21 protein-coding genes are annotated in these 16,123 nt (G+C 40.1%); 9 read left to right on the plus strand and 12 right to left on the minus strand.

The window, feature by feature from the left end; genetic code table 11:
* Nucleotides 1-597: 597 nt before the first annotated feature.
* Nucleotides 598-1,053 carry a fasciclin domain-containing protein gene (locus LX73_RS02575; protein ID WP_148897906.1) on the plus strand — a complete coding sequence of 152 codons (456 nt, stop codon included), beginning with the start codon at nucleotides 598-600 and terminating at the stop codon, nucleotides 1,051-1,053.
* Between the two features lies 1 nt (nucleotide 1,054).
* Here LX73_RS02575 and LX73_RS02580 read toward each other — a convergent pair whose 3' ends face one another.
* From LX73_RS02580 to LX73_RS02625, 10 genes are all read right to left on the minus strand, one after another.
* A complete protein-coding gene (locus tag LX73_RS02580) occupies nucleotides 1,055-1,546 on the minus strand; it encodes a diacylglycerol/lipid kinase family protein (RefSeq protein ID WP_342782419.1) in 492 nt (163 codons plus the stop codon).
* 7 nt (nucleotides 1,547-1,553) lie between these two features.
* Nucleotides 1,554-1,922 (minus strand): diacylglycerol/lipid kinase family protein, encoded by a 369-nt coding sequence (locus LX73_RS02585; protein ID WP_148897908.1) that lies wholly within the window; start codon nucleotides 1,920-1,922, stop codon nucleotides 1,554-1,556.
* The gene (locus LX73_RS02590) at nucleotides 1,919-2,773 is read right to left on the minus strand and encodes a M28 family peptidase (RefSeq protein WP_148897909.1); all 855 of its coding nucleotides are present in this window, start codon (nucleotides 2,771-2,773) and stop codon (nucleotides 1,919-1,921) included. Before LX73_RS02590 ends, LX73_RS02585 begins: the two co-directional genes overlap by 4 nt.
* A gap of 3 nt (nucleotides 2,774-2,776) precedes the next feature.
* Complete coding sequence (locus LX73_RS02595; protein ID WP_148897910.1) at nucleotides 2,777-3,130, minus strand: DUF952 domain-containing protein; 354 nt, start codon at nucleotides 3,128-3,130, stop codon at nucleotides 2,777-2,779.
* A 73-nt stretch (nucleotides 3,131-3,203) separates the two neighbouring features.
* Nucleotides 3,204-4,148 carry a succinylglutamate desuccinylase/aspartoacylase family protein gene (locus LX73_RS02600; RefSeq protein WP_148897911.1) on the minus strand — a complete coding sequence of 315 codons (945 nt, stop codon included), beginning with the start codon at nucleotides 4,146-4,148 and terminating at the stop codon, nucleotides 3,204-3,206.
* Nucleotides 4,141-5,064 (minus strand): 30S ribosomal protein S6--L-glutamate ligase, encoded by a 924-nt coding sequence (rimK, locus tag LX73_RS02605; RefSeq protein ID WP_148897912.1) that lies wholly within the window; start codon nucleotides 5,062-5,064, stop codon nucleotides 4,141-4,143. Before rimK ends, LX73_RS02600 begins: the two co-directional genes overlap by 8 nt.
* An 8-nt stretch (nucleotides 5,065-5,072) precedes the next feature.
* Entirely contained in the window at nucleotides 5,073-5,522 is a 450-nt protein-coding gene (locus LX73_RS02610; protein WP_148897913.1) for an ATP-dependent zinc protease family protein, read from the minus strand.
* 424 nt (nucleotides 5,523-5,946) lie between these two features.
* Nucleotides 5,947-7,191, minus strand: coding sequence for a hypothetical protein (locus LX73_RS02615; RefSeq protein ID WP_148897914.1), 1,245 nt, complete (start codon nucleotides 7,189-7,191; stop codon nucleotides 5,947-5,949).
* Nucleotides 7,192-7,193: 2 nt separating this feature from the next.
* A complete protein-coding gene (locus tag LX73_RS02620; RefSeq protein WP_211359343.1) occupies nucleotides 7,194-7,688 on the minus strand; it encodes a hypothetical protein in 495 nt (164 codons plus the stop codon).
* A gap of 339 nt (nucleotides 7,689-8,027) precedes the next feature.
* Nucleotides 8,028-8,573 carry an adenine phosphoribosyltransferase gene (locus LX73_RS02625; RefSeq protein WP_148897915.1) on the minus strand — a complete coding sequence of 182 codons (546 nt, stop codon included), beginning with the start codon at nucleotides 8,571-8,573 and terminating at the stop codon, nucleotides 8,028-8,030.
* A 68-nt stretch (nucleotides 8,574-8,641) separates the two neighbouring features.
* Here LX73_RS02625 and tadA point away from each other — a divergent pair, with 68 nt between their 5' ends.
* On the plus strand, nucleotides 8,642-9,112 hold the full coding sequence (gene tadA / locus LX73_RS02630) for a tRNA adenosine(34) deaminase TadA (protein ID WP_148897916.1): 471 nt from the start codon (nucleotides 8,642-8,644) through the stop codon (nucleotides 9,110-9,112).
* A 33-nt stretch (nucleotides 9,113-9,145) separates the two neighbouring features.
* Here tadA and LX73_RS02635 read toward each other — a convergent pair whose 3' ends face one another.
* Both LX73_RS02635 and LX73_RS02640 read right to left on the minus strand, forming a co-directional pair.
* On the minus strand, nucleotides 9,146-9,457 hold the full coding sequence (locus tag LX73_RS02635) for a site-specific integrase (RefSeq protein ID WP_148897917.1): 312 nt from the start codon (nucleotides 9,455-9,457) through the stop codon (nucleotides 9,146-9,148).
* A gap of 328 nt (nucleotides 9,458-9,785) precedes the next feature.
* Nucleotides 9,786-10,718: an integron integrase gene (locus LX73_RS02640; protein WP_246138145.1), complete on the minus strand. Its 933-nt coding sequence runs from the start codon at nucleotides 10,716-10,718 to the stop codon at nucleotides 9,786-9,788.
* Between the two features lie 273 nt (nucleotides 10,719-10,991).
* Between LX73_RS02640 and LX73_RS02645 the strand changes: the two genes are divergently transcribed.
* The 7 genes from LX73_RS02645 (at nucleotide 10,992) to deoC (ending at nucleotide 16,116) form a co-directional block, all read left to right on the plus strand.
* The gene (locus tag LX73_RS02645) at nucleotides 10,992-11,810 is read left to right on the plus strand and encodes an HNH endonuclease (RefSeq protein ID WP_148897919.1); all 819 of its coding nucleotides are present in this window, start codon (nucleotides 10,992-10,994) and stop codon (nucleotides 11,808-11,810) included.
* 143 nt (nucleotides 11,811-11,953) lie between these two features.
* On the plus strand, nucleotides 11,954-12,541 hold the full coding sequence (locus LX73_RS02650; RefSeq protein ID WP_148897920.1) for a hypothetical protein: 588 nt from the start codon (nucleotides 11,954-11,956) through the stop codon (nucleotides 12,539-12,541).
* A gap of 150 nt (nucleotides 12,542-12,691) precedes the next feature.
* Entirely contained in the window at nucleotides 12,692-12,910 is a 219-nt protein-coding gene (gene yidD, locus LX73_RS13250) for a membrane protein insertion efficiency factor YidD (protein ID WP_425461084.1), read from the plus strand.
* Nucleotides 12,911-12,925: 15 nt separating this feature from the next.
* The gene (locus tag LX73_RS02660; protein WP_148897922.1) at nucleotides 12,926-13,120 is read left to right on the plus strand and encodes a DUF4177 domain-containing protein; all 195 of its coding nucleotides are present in this window, start codon (nucleotides 12,926-12,928) and stop codon (nucleotides 13,118-13,120) included.
* Between the two features lie 630 nt (nucleotides 13,121-13,750).
* Entirely contained in the window at nucleotides 13,751-14,191 is a 441-nt protein-coding gene (locus LX73_RS02665; RefSeq protein WP_148897923.1) for an MgtC/SapB family protein, read from the plus strand.
* Between the two features lie 363 nt (nucleotides 14,192-14,554).
* Entirely contained in the window at nucleotides 14,555-14,977 is a 423-nt protein-coding gene (locus tag LX73_RS02670; protein WP_148897924.1) for a hypothetical protein, read from the plus strand.
* Between the two features lie 239 nt (nucleotides 14,978-15,216).
* Nucleotides 15,217-16,116 carry a deoxyribose-phosphate aldolase gene (deoC, locus tag LX73_RS02675; protein ID WP_211359344.1) on the plus strand — a complete coding sequence of 300 codons (900 nt, stop codon included), beginning with the start codon at nucleotides 15,217-15,219 and terminating at the stop codon, nucleotides 16,114-16,116.
* Nucleotides 16,117-16,123 lie beyond the last annotated feature (7 nt).

Below are 16,123 nucleotides of genomic sequence, written 5' to 3' on the forward strand. Positions count from 1 at the left end.
AATCAAAAAGCAAGTTAGATCATAACCTTAAATATTTATAAACAAAATTAGCCTGGTATTTTATTTATTCATCAGCTGGGAGAAAATTCTGATATCCTTCCATTTAGGTCTACTGTTATTGCCAATAAAGTAGATATCTATTTTGTCTATTAGTTTGTTGGTAATCCCAAGATATTTCTACAATCCTCTCGGAAATACCGCTATTTAATACTCTTTTTTCAATACCTACTTCGATTCAGGCTGTTTTAACCTAAAAACACCGTTCTGACCGTTCTGAAGCATGTATACTTAAATTTGCCTTCTAAGCGGTTTAAATATATACCGGAACATCCAAGGTAGGCTATTTTAGTTAATTATTACTAATTTTGTCATCATCAGTGATAATTATTGAAATATCGAAGAAAAATTTGGGATAGATGGCAATTCTTGAATCGAAATTAGTTGAAAGATTCAGAATATGCTTTCATTTAAATAGAGAACTCAACCTCTAACAATTCGTTAATTTGAATCTCTTTAAAAAGATATTATTATAAGAGAAATACTTTCGAGAGTCGATTGCGTTGAGTTTATAAATATTTAATCACGATAAGAGGGATTATGATTACTGCTATGAGCCGAAATACTATCCGGTTACTTTTTTGTACTGCATTTTTGTGCAGCGTACACACCGGAAATGCCCAAACGGTTGTTGAAAAAATGAAGTCCCAAAAGCAGCTCAGTCATTTTGTGCAGGCAGTGGAAGGAACAGAACTGGATGAACGACTAAACAAAAAAGGTCCTTTTACCCTTTTTGCTCCTTCTAATAAAGCTTTTGATGCTCTTTCTGGCAGCGAACAATACAGAAGCCAACTTCTTTTAAATCATGTTTTTACCGGGATGGCTACGGAGCGAAGCCTGAAAGCAATGGACAACGTTACTTTTTTAAGCGGAAAGACCGTTTCTATTGCAGAGCAAAAAAACGAGCAGTTATCTGTTGGTTCTTATACCTTGGTAAAAACCAATATTATGGCTGATAACGGAGTGATTCATATCATAAGCGGAGTTCTGCAATAAGTTACAAGTTGCATATTATTGGTAACTTATTGTCATGCATGCAGATAGAAAAATTATTAGTATCAGTTTTTATTATTTCTCCATCGGCATGAACCTCTACTCGGTTTTCAATTTTTAGATCTAGGTTACTTAATTTCGTTGTATCCAGATAGGGTATCCAGCTAATCTTTTTGAAGATAAAAAATGGTAGTAAAAAAGGTAAAAGCCATCTATTGACGGGACGAATTTGAACCAGGTCAAGCTGCCCATCAGTAACGGAGGCATTGGGAGCAATCCAAAATTTACCGCCCTCTACCCTTCCATTTGCCAGTGTTAGCATCATAAGTTTATGCTTGTCCTCATAATCAATTTTAACAAAGAAAGGCTGTCGGTAAATATTGGCTTTTAACGCTGACCACATATAATTCCATGTGCTAAAGGTGGTGTTTGGCATTTCATGAACGTACCGATTGGCCAGTCCGTCAAATCCAAATCCCAGCGTATTCAGGAATATGAAATCGTTACCAACCTACATCAATCTCTTGCAGATCACCGCAAAAAATTAACTCAAAAGCATCCTCAATCGCTGTAGGAATTTTGAGGGTCTTGCACAGATCATTTCCGTTGCCCATGGGGATGATTCCCATAGCAGCTTCAATCTCAATAACGGCTTTTGCCACTTCGCGTACCGTACCGTCACCACCGCAAGCCACAAAAACATCAAAATTTGTGGACAAACGTTGAATAAGGTCACTAATATGCTCTTCAGATTCAGAAGTAAAAAATTCGCAACCCGATTTTTCAGCTATTTTTTGCTTGAGGACACTGAACTTAGCATGTGATTTGCCATATCCGGCAGCAGGATTGTATATGAATGCGAAGTGTTTCAAGAACGAGAGTTTGAAAAATAAGTTTTCAACATTTCCAGTGTACGTTCTATATCATCGATAAACACGCGCTCTCCTCTTTGGTGATAAGGATAAATGGAAGGTTCTAGCGCAACTGACACCACCGGATCAGTTGTTTCTTGATTGAAGACCTCCCCGTAATGCAAATAGTCGTTGGTATTATTATCGAGCTTCACTTTGGGATTGGCGGCTATGAATTTTGCTATAAACTTTTCGGTAGCTTCTATCAAAGCTTCTGAAGGAGTTAAATCATTTAACTCCCAATGTTTAGAATAGAGCGCAATGCCGGATTCTCCCTCAAAAAGCGGTGTAGTATCAAGAGTAATAATCTGCTGAGGTACCCAATTTTCGGCTATACACTGTTTAGCAATACGCCGCGCACCCATGCCGTGTTTGTACCCTTCTCCATTGTTGCGCAGCAATTCGGGATGTTCTTTAAGTCCCTTACTCTCTTCCATCTCCGATAAAAAGAATAGTAAATTGGGAGCATCATCCAGGTCAATCTTTTCAGCAATTGCAAGCATCATCCCAAGTCCGGCGCAATCGTCCATAGCCCCTTCAATATATTCATCCGTGACTTCTACCGGCAGCGTATCGGGATAATCTTTGCCATAATGATTGATTTTGTCCAGATGTGCAGCTAATGCTATAGTAGGTTGCTCTTGGCGATTACCGATACGAAAAATTAAGTTATTCCCTTTTACCTCTTGTTCTTGTGCTTCCGGAATTTCCTTAAAGACTGAGCAAATATAAGGATGCAGTCGTTCTTCGTAGCTACTGAATGAGGGAATTTCAGCTGTTTTTATGATGTGGTGAATAGCGCGGTCAATCATGGATCAAGAGTTTGAAGAAAATGCGATATCAAAGGTCCCATCCTGCTCTGCAGAGACGATAATTTCATCAATTACGGCATTAGTATTCAACGGACCGTAAATATGTGGATACTCTTCACCGCTGTCCTTATGCTCTTCGTATTTAATTTCTTCGCCCAGTGATGACACATCAATAATAAGCAGTAATATTTGGTCATGATCTTTGAATAAGCGATTAGCGGTATCATTTATTTGATGGCCACTGGAACAGTGGATAAACCCTTCGCTATCAAGGGATTCAGGCTCATAGTTGCCATCTGATTTATGTTCGTCCCATTCTTCTTCAGTAGTAATATGAAATAACAGATCGTCGCGCATATAAGAGTTTTATTTGAGTGTTTATTTCTCATTGCAAAGCACAGCAATGAGGAGTATATGTAATTTTGGTGAATTATTTATAGGCCAGATGCAAGAGAGCATCGCCCTTATGAACCACGGGTGCATAATTGAGTCCTATGACGCGTCCATCACGTGGACAATCAGACCTAAAACGTTCATTGCCATAGGGATCAGTAATGTGCCCCAATACCTGTCGCTTTGAAACTTTATCGCCCAAGTTGATTTTAGGTTTAAAAAGTCCCGCATACTTTGCCCGCACCCAGGTTGTTTTGTGATAGAGTTCAGTTTCATGTTCCGCTTCGGGTGCTTCTTCTTTAATCCCAAGGTGTTGCATCAGCCTTATCGTACCATTAATGCCCTGTTCAATACCAAATTCATCAAAACGGGTGGACTCCCCTGTTTCAAAGACAATAATATTTTTGTCCTTTTTATGGGCGGCCTTGCGAAATGATTTATCTATGGGAGAAGAGTTTACCACAAATGGCGGAGCAAAGGCTTTAGCCAGTTCTTTATTACGATCTACATCGAGATCGCAGCGAATTTGTGGATAATTAGCCCGTGCAGCGCCACCGGTATGGAAGTCAATCCCTACATCAATTTCGGGAATAATCTTATTCATTAACGTATGAGCAAGCAATCGGGCCAGCGAACCGCCCTTTACGCCGGGAAAACTGCGGTTTATATCCTTGCCGTCGGGCAGGCCGCGTACATTTTGGATAAACCCATAAACATTAACCAGCGGTAGTGCAATTACGCTGCCTTTGTCGGGACGTAAAATACCCTCATAGACCATACGGCGGATAATTTCAATACCATTTAGTTCATCACCGTGGAGTCCGCCAGTAAGTAAAAGCACAGGTCCATCCTCTTCGGCCCGATAGACGTGTACCGGCAAGTCAATATTGGTATAGGTAGGTAATCGGGCAATATTCAACTGAATTTCTTGCTCCTCTCCCAGCCCGATAGAATGATTGTTAATAGTTATTGTATCAGGCATTACGTGTGAGATTGTCTCGTTCTGGAGGATTTTCCTTTATTTCAGCGGCCTTGCGTTCAACAAAAGAGATAATGCGGCCGGCAATATTTTTGCCTGTCGCTGTTTCAATGCCTTCGAGTCCCGGCGATGAGTTAACCTCAAGGACCAGCGGGCCGCGTTGCGACTGTAACATATCTACGCCCGCAACGGATAATCCCATCGCCCGGGCGGCAATAAGTGCTGCCCGCCGTTCTTCTTCAGTAAGCTTAATAAGCTCGCCACTGCCTCCGCGGTGAATGTTTGAGCGAAATTCGCCCTCTACGCCCTTGCGCTTCATAGCGCCCACCACTTTACCATCCACAACAAAAGCACGGATATCTTCGCCTTTAGCCTCTTCAATAAACTCCTGCACAATTACCCTGGCCTTCATGCTGTGGAAAGCCTGAATCATTGACTCTGCTGCTTTAAATGTAGGAGCCAATACAACGCCAACGCCCTGAGTTCCTTCCAGCAGCTTCACAATCAGCGGCGGACCGCCTACCGAATCAATAATTTTTCGAACCTCAGTAGAATAGTTGGTAAATACTGTTTTGGGCATTCCCACCCCTGCACGGGCCATAATTTGCAAGCTGCGCAGCTTATCTCGTGAGCGCACCAGTGCTTGCGATTCCACAGCCGTAAAAACATTCATCATCTCAAACTGCCGGACAACAGCTGAACCATAAAAGGTTACTGAAGCACCGATTCGTGGAATTACGGCATCTACACCCGTTACTTTGGTTCCTCGATAATAGATACAAGGATTGTCTTTTTCGCTTACAATATCACATTTAAGGTGATCTAAAACCGTAGCCTCATGGCCTGCTTTTTTAATCGCCTCGGTAAGCCGGGAAGTTGAGTATAATTTTGAATTTCGCGAAAGGACAACAATATGCATGAATTTTGTTACTTGTGATTTTTTGTTGACAAATGTTTTTGGGATACATCAACCAGAAAGCGGCTGTTGAGTAATTTTCGTCCCAGCAGTACCGGGTAACGCATTTCCGATCGGTCGGTAAGCGAAAATCGAGCGGTAAACGTTACATCAAAAATACGAATATTTGTTTGTATCACATACCGTTCTTCTGTAGATCCGTTAGAACTCTTAACGGTTTTTTTACGGTGTATAGGGAGTTTAAAAAGCTTATCCTCATAAATTTCGTGAGATGGGTCAAGCAGGTGAAAGGTAACGAGTTCTTCCCCGTTCTCTTCAATGCGCTTTATATGGTGGCAGTGTAAGCTTGAAGTATAAGCTCCGGTATCTATCTTGGCTTCGATCTCTGACAATCCCCAATCCGGAAAGTCGATGTGTTCGAGCCGTCCTATGACTTTTAACTTATTCTTGCCTTGCGCCATATGTAATCATCAGTTCATGTATCATGAAATATACTTAAGTATATAAGTTTTTAAGCTTTCTATCATCTTAGAGCAGATTTAAATTACTGATAACTTATGGCCGAAATTTTTGGGGTTAGCGTAACAATATATTACTGGTTAATATACCAATTCGCATTGAATATTTAGCCCTGGAATGGGAAATATCTGTCTTCTGCAACAGAGCTCCAGAGGGAGATAAGAGCAAAATCCAAAGTAGGGATATTGTTTCTTATGGATTTCTGTTACCGACCGACATGAAGGCGATAAAAAGTTACGTCGGAGGCTTAAAGAACAGCATTATTGTTATCCAAAGATAACTTCCATAGAGGAAATAAATTCAAAAAAATATCCCGGCTTTAACACCGGGATATTACTAGATTGATAATAATTTGACTGATCAATCCTACTGCTTAGTCTTCTTTTCTCGCACCAGCATCACGCCGAGTGCAACAGCCAAGAGAACCGAACCGCCCAGCAAGTAAACCAACAGGTTGTTATTAGCGCGATCCTGGTTAAGTTCTGCCCATTGTGTAACCTTACCGTTGATGGTCTGCATTTCGGCGTTTGTCAGTATTCCTGAAGCAACAATCGTATCCGACCATTCGAGCTTTAGCTTGTCCCAGAATTGTTCAAATGCTTTATATTGTTGATACAGTTCTTCGCTGGGATCTTTTTTAGTTTGAGCAATATGATTATTCAAATAGCCTGAAAGCGACTTATAGAATCCGGTGGGTGTTTCAAAGTCACTAACAGCTATATCTTTTTGCTGAAAGTAGCTATTGAGGGAAGAGAACATTTGCGCCTGCAATACCTCATCCCATCGTTGTATGTTTTCATCCACCTTGTTAGCCAGCTGATCGGCGTTTTCCCCCTCGTACACGTCAGTTATTTGGTCGCCCAGCTGACTCCACATCTGTTCAAACTTGTACTGCACTTCGGCCATGCGCATATAATCGTTAACCTCAAGATTAGCTGCCTGCGTTTGCAGAATGTCCAGATGCTGATCAGAAACATTGGCCATCATTTCGAGAGCATTTTCGCCAGTGTTAATACGCTTCTTCTTTGCGGGACTTTCCATAATGCTATCCGCCACTGCAGCATTCAGCCGTTTTTGCGCTGCGGTCATCGAATCGATAAATGAAAGCAATAGCTTATCCCGCTTTTCAAGGTTGTTTTTATACTGCTGCAGAGTTCGCGATAGTTGCCGTTCATTAGCTGACGATTTGTTAAGTACAGTTTTCAAGGAATCTGTACGCCGGTTTAAGTCAGTAATATTTTTTTCGTAACTAGCGAGCTTGCCCTGGAGATTTTGCAGGTTAGCATTTAGGTCTTTAATAGTTGCAAGCTGTTTTCTGCCCTTCAACGCCGACTTTTTAAGCTCTTCCATTTTTTGCTGGTAGGTATCCGGATACAATGCCTTGTTAAGCAGCTCGGCATGTTCGCTATATTTTTGATCAAACTGTTTGATCGACGTAACCATGGAGTCTACCTGTGCCGGGGATGAAGCCTGCCGGAGTTGTTGTTCATATTCTTCATATTGATCTTTAAACTCCTGCTGGATTTGGTAGTCAGATTGTATTTCCTGGGCCGAAACACCCAACGACATGACAGAAAATAATACCGTGAAAAGTGATATACGAAATAACATAATTACTCCCCTTCGTTTTTAGCGATTTGCGATTGCACTTGCGTGATGCTTTCGGGCTGCACCTTCCAATGTTCATCGGTTTCCAGATTTACGAGCTGAATATATTCTCCCCGCTGATTAAATGCCGGACGGCTGACCCCCTTTTCCGAGACAGAAAGCTTCTTTTTAAGTTTTAACGATCCTTTCTGAGCCTCCATTACATACACATTTTTGTAATTAGGAGCTGTGATATAATAGAATCCCTTTTGGCCTCGGATGTATCGCACTTGTTCGGTCGTTACCGAAGACGTATCCCGGGTTTCGGCATACTGCAGCGGTTTAATATTAAACGACAAACCGTGCTTAGCATCTTTGACAACGCCCTCCTCATCAGGCTTAAGCACCGATTCAATAGATTGAGAATAGTCAACCTTGCTGATAACCATCGACTGTTTGCATCCCATAAACAGAAGTGCCATCAGCAGTAAAGTGGAAGTAGTGGTAAGAATGGATTTCATAATTCCGTGATAGCTATATTTTAATTCCATTTCAATTATTCATAGTCGGTATCACGGAATTTTGTTCCCACTTATTTTTATCTCATACAAAAAATATTTATTGGTTATGTTAGTCTCGATCCTACAGTTAACAATGGCAACCAACGTTAAAAAAATGACAGAAGGCTTGGCAAAATTCTAGCTTTTCATCTTGAATTCAGTTCAGGACTTGGTTTAAACGCCAACAACTGCATATGAGATTCTGAAACAAGTTCAGAATGACAAGATGGAAATAGTTTTACAAAGTCCTCTGAAAGATTATAGAGTCGCTGAATAAGATTTTTATCCTAACCTTTGGAGCTAATCCAATGAAAGGAGTACTTCTGTTTGGGCATCATTATTTAACTTTTTGAGGCCCTCTAAAGCGGCCAGTTCAATAATAAAAGAATAGCCGACGACCTTACCGCCGAGTTCTTCAACCAGTTGTGTTGCCGCCTTTGCAGATCCGCCGGTGGCAATGAGATCATCATGGATAAGGATTCGCGCACCATCAGAAAAAGCATCTTTATGTATTTCCAGCTGATCCTCCCCGTACTCAAGCTGATACGTTACTGATATTGTTTCAGCAGGCAGCTTGCCCGGTTTTCGGATGGGAACAAAGCCGGCATGCAGGTTCTCCGCTAATTGCGTTCCAAACAAAAAGCCACGGGACTCTAAACCGATTACAAAATCAATATCCTTACGCCAAAACGGACGAGCCAACACCCGTGATGTAAGTTCCAGCGTGTCCGCATTTTGTAACAGCGGAGTAATATCTTTGAACTGAATACCCGGCTTGGGGAAATCCGGTATTTTACGAATGTTATCTTTCAGCAAGGTGATTATTTGTTGTTTTACCTCATCCATTTGCACTATTTTCTGTTTATATTAGCGATTTGAATCTAGATAATAGTAACCTGTTAAAGCAAATAAAAATGAGTTCCAGTATTACCGGCACCAAAAAGCATCTGCGATTTATGCAGCAGGCTTTTTTGTTAGCCGAACAAGCCTATGATGAAGAAGAGATTCCCGTAGGTGCTGTCATCGTCAAAGACAATCACATCATTGGCAAAGGATACAATCAATCCGAGCGGCTGGCCGATGCTACCGCCCATGCCGAGATGTTGGCTATATCCGCGGCCTGCTCTACCCTTGAGGAAAAGTACCTGCAGGACTGTACGCTTTATGTGACTTTAGAGCCCTGCCCTATGTGCGCCGGTGCGCTGGTGTGGTCTAAAATTGATACCGTGGTTTATGGTGCTCAGGATGCAAATGCCGGAAGCTGTGGGAGTGCTTTTAACCTTTCAACAAATGATAAGTTAAATCACCAAATTAATGTTATACAAGGAATTATGGAGGATGATTGTGAACATTTATTGCAGTCTTTTTTTGAAGTGCGTAGATGAGCAGTAGGTAATAACACAGCCCGATGAGAGACCCTAGATTACGCTTGGTTTATCAGCTCGCTTAAAATTATTTAGCTTTTCTAACGGTTGCTGCAGAACGTGCTCATATAAGAAGAGTATGCTGCAGAGCGCCTGATTTTGTGTAGATGCAGCCACCGATTGCTCATGAGCCAGGTAATTTAGATAAGCGACTACCTCCTCCTCTCCCATCTCTTTCGGATGTGTTAAGTCGTGATATTTAGCAAACCGTACCACCCATTTGGTATATGCTTGCTCGGTTTGGTAGCTATAATTTCTGCGTCGGATTTCCGTGCGGATTTTACTGAGCAGCGTAGATTTCGACATGATATCTCTCCATAATATTTAGTCTGTTTATCAGTAAGACCGCTAAAGAGTTGAAACCTTACACTTAAATATTAAATCATCAAGATGATATCCTTACCTGTGCTAATATTTTATAGCCTTAACAGCATATAACCAGCCAATATCTCGCTCGGTCTTCCCGTTTTTGACTTGCCGGCACCAACTCGTTAACTGGAATTAACGTTTGTTTGCGCGCTCCTTACCTATAGGATCTCATAAGAAATTATTTTTAAAGACGCTTTGTACATAAGATTTGCAAAACTCATCGGATAAATTCCTTACAGAATTGTTGGATTAGCAATAGCTTATTTTAACTATCAATAGGAGATTGTACCACGCTCCCTTTGTTTTTAATAACATGCGTGTACATCATAGTCGTTTTAACGTTTTTGTGCCCTAACAGCTCTTGTACCGTTCGGATATCATAGCCATTTTCCAGCAAGTGGGTTGCAAAACTGTGTCGCAACGTATGACAAGTAGCATGTTTTTCAATTTTAGCCAACCGAACAGCCTTTTTAACCGCGCGCTGTATTGTAGTATTTGAGATATGATGTCGATGGACCAACCCAGACCGTGGGTCCTTTGCCCTCCTTGGCGACGGGAACAAGTATTGCCATTTAAGTTCTCGATCTGCTCCTTTGAACTTTTGTGCCAATGCCTTAGGAAGTAGTGTTCGGCCGAATCCCTTTTTACAATCCTTCTTATGCAGTATAGTAACTTTTTGCCGCTGCTCTTTAAGTCTCTTTTTACAAACTTGTGGCATAATGGTAATACGATCTTTCTTACCCTTTCCAGACCGTATCTGTATTTGATTATAGTCAAAATCAAGATCCATATACCGCAACCGCAGACATTCAGAAATTCTTAATCCTGCCCCATATAAGAGTTCAACAATAAGCTTTTTAACACCGTCAATATGATCCAGGAGTTTTTGGACCTCTTTTGGCGTTAAGACAACCGGTAACTTTTTAGGCTTTTTAGCCCGCTCTAAGCTGTCCAATTCCTTCAATGGCTCATTGAGTACATGTTTATATAAAAAAAGGAGTGCACATAGTGCTTGGTTTTGTGTAGAAGCTGCTACTGTCCGTTCATTAGCCAAATAATTTAGATAGGTGACCACTTCATCTTCTGCAAGCTCAGTTGGGTGCGTCAATTCATAGTATTTTATAAAACGTACTACCCATTTTGTGTATGCCTTTTCTGTGCGATAGCTGTAATTCCGTCTCCTGATTTCTTTGCGCATTTTATTTAACAACGCTGATTGGCCCATAAACTCTCCTCCATAATAGGTTATTTATAAGTATGACCCTCGAATGTGGCAAAACTTACAAAAGAATGTTATGTCAACATGTTATTGCACACCTCTGCATCATAATATGCCCCTATAATATTCGATTTTGCCCTTAACAGCCTTTTATACAACTTACGATCGTTGAACAATAATATTATTATGCAATCACCTAGTTGCGATAATCATAGGTTAGGCATTTTGCTCTAATTTTAAATTTCTATTCACATGAATTGGATTTTTCAAGGTAATCCGAAGCGTTTTGACATCGATGATTATTTAAGTCGATATTCCTTTATTTACTGGACTGCAAATCAGTTAACTGATCAAATGCAACTTGGCGATCAAATTTTCATCTGGAGAGCTGGTAATCAATCAGGAGCAATTGCAAAAGGCGAAATATCAGAGTTACCTAAAGAAAGATCTGAAATTAAGAACAAAGAAGCTCTTGGTCATGATTTATGGACGGATCAAGAAGATGAACCTTCAACAACAAAAGTTGGAATTAAGGTTTTTGAAGCTCGTTTAACACCTGAAGAAGGCATGATTTTACGAAGTGAAATTAAAGATCATCCGAAATTTTCTTCTGCTCACATAATTACAGCTCCACAAGGAACAGTATTTAACCTCCAAAAAAGTGAATTTAACTTCTTGAATTCACTTTGGAATTTTGAAAATTCAGAAGTAGAAGGATCTGCTAAAAATTTATCTGTTTATGAAGGTGCAAAATCACTTCATAAACATTACAAGAGAGAGCGCAATCAAAAAATCATTGATGAAAAGAAAAGTCAGTTCAAGAAAGATAACGGAACTGTATTTTGTGAAGTTTGCTCTTTTAACTTTAAGGAGAAATATCCTAATGAACTTGCAGAAGACTTCATTGAAGTTCATCACCTAAATCCAATAAGTGATAGAAAAGAAGAAGTAAAAACAACGTTAGATGATCTCATCCTTATTTGTGCAAATTGTCATCGAATGGTTCATCGAACTCAAGATGCCAAGAGAAACCTTAAAAAATTAAAAGCCCATTTTACGCAAAATGTCTAACCCGCGCATTAAGCGGACACGCCTCGCCAGGGCTTGCCAGGTTCTGGCTTTTTAGCTCACCGTTCGTTATTTAATAAATCAATATTCATTTGCGTGCAGCTTATGCGCAATATCGTTAGCCAACTAAACTCTCAATCTTCTTTATGACTCTTTCTCTTCTTCTAAACATTGCTACTACAATTGCAGTAATAATCGGAGCATATGTAGCATTGAGAGGATTAGGAGAATGGAAAAAACAATTGAAAGGAAATACGGAATACGATCTAGCTAGAAGAACGTTGATCAAGACTTTTAAGGTTAGAGATGCTTTTCTACAAGTCAGGAATCCATTTATGAGTTTAAAAAAAGAAGAAGGAGAAGAAGATTTAGTAAAAGCAGAACAACGTGAGTTTCAGAAAAGACTGGATAAGCTACACTCTCAGTGGTCTGAACTATATGTAGAAATACTTGAAACTGAGGCAATTTATGGGCGTGAAACTAAAAACATCTTTCAATCATTAATTGATTGTAAAAAAGAACTCGAATCAGATATTTGGATGTATTTTTGGCTGAAAGGAGCTTACGCTGGACCTGGCGCAACAGTTGATGACAATCCTGAGAGAGTTGAAGCAAATAGGAGAAAAGTATTTCAACAATCTAAAGACCCTGAAAAGGATGAGATTACAAAAGAATTAAACAGTGCAGTTTCTAAAATCGAAGAATTCTTTAGACCTAAATTAAAAATGAAATAGTAAGTTGGCTAACCCGCGCATTAAGTGGGACGCCCCTCTGCTGGTTTCGATTGGTCAGTGTCTATAGTACATTTTAAACCAAATTCAACGCTGTTTTGCACGCCCCTTATGCGCAATGTCGTTAGAGTGCTTCGATCAATTTCTGAAAATATGCTAAATACGTTGGCAATTTTATTCATTAAACTCTATCAAGCTAGACCCAAGAGACGTTCGTTCGGAGTTTGCAAATTTGAACCAACTTGCTCGGAATATTCGAAACAATGTTTCAAACGATTTTCTTTTTGGAAAGCTATCAAACTTGCGAGAGATAGATTACATCGATGTAATGCTAATCTCCCAAAAGAAATAGATCATCCACCTAAATCTTAATTAATTCATTTATTTATGAGACGATACAAAATAGTCCCATTTTCAACTGGTTGTTTTACTGGCAATCTTGACCATAACCAGATGGAACAAGTTATTAATCAAGCCGCTGAAAAAGGATGGGAATTGGAAAGAACTATTCATGAAACAAGATCAATTGCAATTATTTTCAGCAAAGAAACTCACTTCTTAATCTTTTCAAGAGAAGCATAATCAGCACTCTAACCCGCGCATTAAGTGGAACGTGCCTCGCCGTCGGCTGCCGGTTTTTATTTTGTCAGTTCCGTAGTACATTTTAAAACAAATTCAGCGTCATTTTGCACGCCCCTTATGCGCAAGGTCGTTATATGGCTTGCTTCACAAACTAAATCCTTAAAATATTATGAGCTCAAAAAATTCAGTGAATAAAAAATTTTCTTCTTGGTTTTCAGTAGGGTGCATGTTTGAAACCCTGGGTATCTTAGAAAATCCTATACTTTCATCGGTTTTCGGGATAGAGATTCCTAAATACCTTCCCATTATTTTTATTGTTATTGGTATAGCTTGTATTGTAATTTCTATGAAGTATCTAAAGTAAATTTAAGCACAGAGATGCATTTAAATTAGTTAGTTAACTTAAAATGAGGTTAGCCCATATAACCCGCGCATTAACTCGGACGTGGCTCGCCTATCCTTTGCTCCTCTTGGTTTTAAGTCTCTTATTTGGTTAGTTGTTCATTCAACATTAATCCGTGCGCCCGTTACGCGTAATGTCGTTAGGTAGATCGATTTTATAATTGCCAGAAATCTATCTGCTTTTATTAATTACTCTGTTTCACCATAACCAAAAAATGTTACCTCTTTATGATGCCAAATATCTTATCGGGATATGAATTAGTATTCCTTATCGATGTCGTCTTATCTCTCCTGGCGGGTTTTAGTATTGGAGCTGAACGAGAATCCAGAGGCAAGGATGCAGGTATAAGTACCCACAGCCTGGTCATTACCGGTGCTATGCTTTTTACTTTTTTATCGATGAGAGTAGATCCTTCCTCACAATCCCGTATAGCAGCACAAGTTGTAACGGGCATTGGCTTTTTGGGTGCCGGATTAATACTCAAAGAAGGTGCGACAGTAAAAAATCTAACCACGGCAGCCAGTATATGGTTCGCGGGAGCAATCGGCATGAGCTTTGGGTTTGGATATCACGTTATTGGAATCATTGCCACTGTTATTTCAGGTATTATTCCCAGGCTAGCTCACCTTAGCAGAAGAAATCAAAGACCGAAAGAAAATAAAGATTGAGCCTTAACTTACAGTCTACTTTTATTGTAATCCATTCCAACTAGTTCTTTATCTGAAAACAAATCTAAAGATAAAACCTATTTATATTTTTCTATTTGAACTCTACAGCTACCTAACCCGCGCATTAAGTGGGACGTGCCTCCCGTTGGCTGCCGGTTTCGATTTTGTCAGTTTCCGTAGTACATTTTAAAATAAATTTAACGCTATTTTGCACGCACCTTATGCGCTAGGTCGTTGGGGCAAGTGAACCCTAAGAAATATTCGACCTCCAGATAAAAGATAAAGTGTAACTTTTAATTCTGAATTTCGAATAATTATCTTACTCATCATAAGTCATAAGTAAAAAACTAGAAATATTTTGCTATGGAGCAACAAAATGAGTCTGACCAACAAACAATTTTTAATACTAAACTATTAATGATTTCCAGTTCCATTTTCTTAGGATTGCTGGGCATCATGGCTTCTTTTCTTTCTCAGGAGGTTCTTGAATATTATGGGCATTCAGCTAATGGGATGGGACTGATCTTAATGAACATCACGGGAGCCCTATACTTAGGATTTGCAGTTCTCAATTGGATGGCACGGGGCAATATTATTGGAGGTATTTATAGCCGACCTGTTGCCATTGGAAACTTTCTTCATTTCTTCTTTGTGGCGATCGCACTTCTAAAATTTCTTATCACTAAGCCCATCACTTCAGAAATCTTAACAGGTGCAATCATATATTCGATCTTTGCCGTATGCTTTGGCTACATTCTTTTTGCTAAGGGTGAATCTTGTAGTTGAGAATATAGAACTTATTCTAATCCGTACATGAACCTGGCACTCGCCCCTCTCCTGCCAACTTGTAGCTAATTAAGACTGTATACACGTTAAACAATAAAATTTTCCATTTGTGTTTGCCTCCTACTGTATTTTTTGCAATAGAATCGATGGGGAATGACAACGAAGAGTTGGGGGAAGTTAAATCTTATTATTAACTTTACAGAGTGTTTTTTAACTATCTTAAATAAACAAGAAGCATTTTGGATACCTTAGATTTAGGTCAGGTTAAAGCTGTTGACCAAGTGGGTGTTGAAGAGCGTGTAGCCCGCCTCAATAGCCGAAGTATTAAAAAAGAGTCAAAGATTCAGGCACTTACTCTGGCTTTGAGCATGGTGGATTTGACCACTTTAGCCGGCATGGATACCCCCGGAAAGGTGACTCAACTTTGCCAAAAAGCCAAAGAACCGCATGCGGAGTTGCCGGAGCTACCTTCTGTAGCTGCAGTTTGTGTTTATCCCAACATGGTGAAAGTTGCCCAAAAGGCACTTCGTGGTACCGATATAAACATCGCCAGTGTCTCTACCTCCTTCCCCAGCGGCATGAATACCCTGGAAGCCAAAATTGAGGAAACCCAAAAAGTAGTAAGAGACGGGGCCGATGAGGTAGATATGGTAATATCGCGGGGAGAGTTTTTAAAAGGCAACTATGAATACGTATATGATGAAATTGTGGCTATCAAAGAAGCATGCGGAGAAGCTCATTTGAAAGTCATTTTAGAAACCGGCGAACTGCAGACCTACGAAAATGTCCGCAAGGCAAGCAAGTTGGCCATGCAGGCTGGGGCTGACTTCATCAAAACGTCGACAGGAAAGATGAGTCCTGCAGCCACCCAACCGGTGACCTTAGTAATGCTGGAAGCCATTCGCGACTACTATTACAATACCGACCGCATGGTGGGGATGAAACCCGCCGGCGGAATCCGCAAAGCCAAACAGGCTATACAATACCTTATACTTGTAAAAGAAACACTGGGTTCGCAGTGGCTTACACCTGATTATTTTCGATTTGGAGCAAGTTCATTAGTCAACGACTTGTTAATGCAGATCGTTAAGCAGAAGACGGGCGTATATCAGAGTCCGGATTATTTTTCTAATGATTAATTATAGA

It is taken from the genome of Fodinibius salinus (genome assembly GCF_008124865.1).
Lineage (GTDB): Bacteria > Bacteroidota > Rhodothermia > Balneolales > Balneolaceae > Fodinibius > Fodinibius salinus.